The organism is Vibrio sp. M260118 (genome assembly GCF_036533755.1).
GTDB lineage: Bacteria > Pseudomonadota > Gammaproteobacteria > Enterobacterales > Vibrionaceae > Vibrio.
Genome location: NZ_JATABG010000382.1, coordinates 1 through 3,159, shown reverse-complemented (window position 1 = coordinate 3,159; position 3,159 = coordinate 1). Strand labels below are relative to the sequence as shown.

At 47.6% G+C, this 3,159-nt stretch carries 3 protein-coding genes; all 3 read right to left on the bottom strand.

Going from position 1 to position 3,159, the window contains the following annotated elements; translation table 11 throughout:
* Nucleotides 1-1,127, bottom strand: a 1,127-nt coding sequence (locus QTO00_RS17100; protein ID WP_331425853.1) for a CBS domain-containing protein, incomplete at its 3' end; no start/stop codon positions are given.
* A 142-nt stretch (nt 1,128-1,269) separates the two neighbouring features.
* On the bottom strand, nt 1,270-3,018 hold the full coding sequence (locus tag QTO00_RS17095) for a formate--tetrahydrofolate ligase (RefSeq protein ID WP_331425852.1): 1,749 nt from the start codon (nt 3,016-3,018) through the stop codon (nt 1,270-1,272).
* Nucleotides 2,966-3,159: hypothetical protein (locus QTO00_RS17090; RefSeq protein WP_331425851.1), on the bottom strand; the 194-nt coding region annotated here is incomplete at its 5' end. The genes QTO00_RS17090 and QTO00_RS17095, both read right to left, overlap by 53 nt.

Below are 3,159 nucleotides of genomic sequence, written 5' to 3'. Positions count from 1 at the left end.
ATGGCGTTGTCTTGGTCTGTCACCAGAAGTTGTTCATCTCGCCCCATAGAGCCAAGAGCAACAAAACAGTATGGAATTGGTGGCTCACCCAGTTCTTCTTCTGCCAGTTCGATAATACGTTGTTTAAAGCTTCGGCCAATGACCGACATTGCGCTACCCACCATATGCGAGTTGGCGTCCTCATTAACTAGACGGACAAAACTTTGCTTCACTTGTTCCGAGAGGGCGGCAAGCTCTTCAATCGACTGCTGCTGGAAAATGGTACTCACGAGCAAGAGCGAGTTTTGAGACTCATAGCGAACGATATCAGTCGCTTCGATAATGCCAATCGGTTTTTTGTCTTTGAGAACAGGCAGGTGATGAACATTGTAGCGCAGCATGGTCAGCATGGCTTCATACACGTAAGCATTATGATCGAGTGAAATCACTTCGGTTGTCATTACAGTAGAGACTTCGTCGCTCGGGTCTAACCCTTCTGCTAATACACGAGTACACAGGTCTCGGTCGGTGATGATACCAACCAGTGGGTTTTGGTCTTCCTCGTCATCTAAGGCAATGTCAGGGTCGATAATCAGTAGCGAAGAGACATTCTCTTCAGCCATTTTGATGGCCGCATTTTGGATGGACTCAGACTTTGGAATCGTCGACGCTTCACTGGTAAGTAAAGTTCTAACTTTAGACGTGGTTAAGTCGTTTTGTTCACTGCTGTTTGAAACGGTTTGACGTAAACGTGCTGTATCCTCCACCTCAACGAAATCGGCAAAGGTTTCATGGTTATCGTACAGTTCTTGGAAGATAGCTTCAGGAATACAGTAAAGTAGACTGTCTTTGGTGGCTTTAGCTGGGAAACGAACTTTGTTATTGGTCAGCAGCCCCATCTGACCAAATAGCGAGCCTTCATCAAGTCGGTTATACAGCTCACCTTTTCGTCGATACACTTCGACCACGCCACTTCGCACCATGTAGAGGTCGTGGATTTCGTCACCAAAATGGATGATAGGCGTATCTTGACGATAATAGGAGATCTCGACATGTTTGGTCACGTAGTTGAGGACGTCATCCTCCAGTTCATCAAACGGAGGGTGTTGGGAAAGGAAATTTTTGATTTCCAGTAGCTCTGCTTCCATGAGTACATCCAATTAAAGAGAGTAATGTAACAATGGTACATGATATCGCGCTTGACTGCATGGAGAGAGCAGAATTGAGGATAAAAAAGAGGCCAAGTTTGAAATACTTAGCCTCGTGTTACCTGTATGAATTCAGTGAGAATTAGCTTAAGCCAATGATGTTGCCGTCATCATCGAGATCTAGGTTCATAAAGGCTGGCTTCTCTGGTAGCCCTGGCATTGTCATTACGTTGCCGCAAAGCGCGTAGATAAAGCCTGCTCCCGCACATAAACGAAGTTCACGGATAGGCACGTCAAAACCTGACGGAGCACCTTTAATGCTGCCGTTTGTTGAAATAGATAGTGGAGATTTTGCCAGACAAACTGCTAGGTCATCGAACCCGTGAGCTTTGAGTTCATCAAGCTGCTTACGAGCTTGATAACTCAGTGTTACGCCTGCCGCTCCGTAGCCAACTTCAGCCACGGCCATCAGTTTCTCTTCTGTGGTTTGGCTAAACTTGTACAGGGGCGTAAACTCTGCTTGCTTCTCACATTGGCGGATCACTTTTTGCGCTAGCTCTAAGGTTCCTTCGCTACCTTTGGCAAAACCTTCACTGATCGCGACTTCAACCTCGTTGGGCAGTGACTCGACCATCCCTTTCAGTGCTTGTAACTCTTCATCGCTATCTTGTGGGAAGCGGTTAATCGCGATGACGGCGGGTATGCCATATTTGTTGACGTTGTTGATATGCCATTTTAGGTTTTCGAAACCAGCAATAAGCGCGTCGTGGTCGTCATTCAATAGGGAGTCAGGTATAGGTTGGCCAGGCTTTAAGTCATAAAGGCCAGAATTGGCCTTAAGGCCGCGAAGTGTTGCTACGATAACAGCACAATCTGGCGATTTCTGCGACATTTGCGCTTTGATGTTGCACGCTTTTTCAAAGCCCATATCTGAACCGAATCCACCTTCAGTGACTGTGAATTCACATAGTTTAGTCGCAATGTTATCGGCGATAATCGAAGAGTTGCCGTGGGCGATGTTGGCGAATGGACCAGCGTGGATTAACGTTGGTACGCCCTCAAGCGTTTGCATGAGCGTTGGCTCGATCGCCTCTTTCATGCTTACTGCCATCGCACCGGCGACTTGCAAATCTTCTGTTGTAATCGGGTTACCATCAATATCGTAAGCGACAACAATACGGCCAATGCGAGCACGAAGATCTTTTAGATCAGAGGCTAGGGCAAGGATAGCCATTAGCTCAGATGCAGCGGAAATATCGAAGCCATCTTCACGCTCAAAACCGTTAATGGTTTTGTTAGGTTCGTTGCGACCTACGGTGACCATGCGTAGAGCACGATCATTGTGGTCCATCACGCGCTTCCAAACGACGCGTTTTGGATCGATCTTGAGCGCTTTCATCCCCGTGCGTTGCTCAAAGTCTTTATAGCCTTGGCGTTGCTCGTGATAGATGCGCGCGTCAATTGCGGCCGCAGCCAAATTGTGCGCCGCAGTCACGGCATGGATATCACCAGTAAGGTGCAGGTTTAGCTCTTCCATCGGGGCGACTTGCGAGTAACCACCGCCCGCTGCACCGCCTTTCACGCCAAAAACGGGGCCCATAGAGGGCTGGCGAATACACGCCATCACTGAGTGATTTAATTTGGCAATGCCCTGAGCTAGGCCAATGGTTGTGACCGTTTTACCTTCGCCAAGTGGCGTGGGGGTAATGGCGGTGACAAGAACCAACTTTCCGCTATCGCGGTTTGACAGGCGCTTCAGGCTATCAAGGGAAATTTTGGCCTTGTATTTTCCTTGGCTGTGGAAGTCTGATTCTAGTAAACCAGCTTGTTGAGCAACCTCAGATATAGGCAGCAGTGATGTCGTACGGCAGATCTCGATATCGGACAGCATAAAACCCTCTAAAAACACACACAAATAGTAAGGCAAACGTTTGCGGAAGGATAATAACGTTAAATAGTACGTTGTAAAGCGATAGTTTTAGTTTGATGTCGACTTTAACTGAAATCGGGCCATGATGGAACGTAAAGAGAC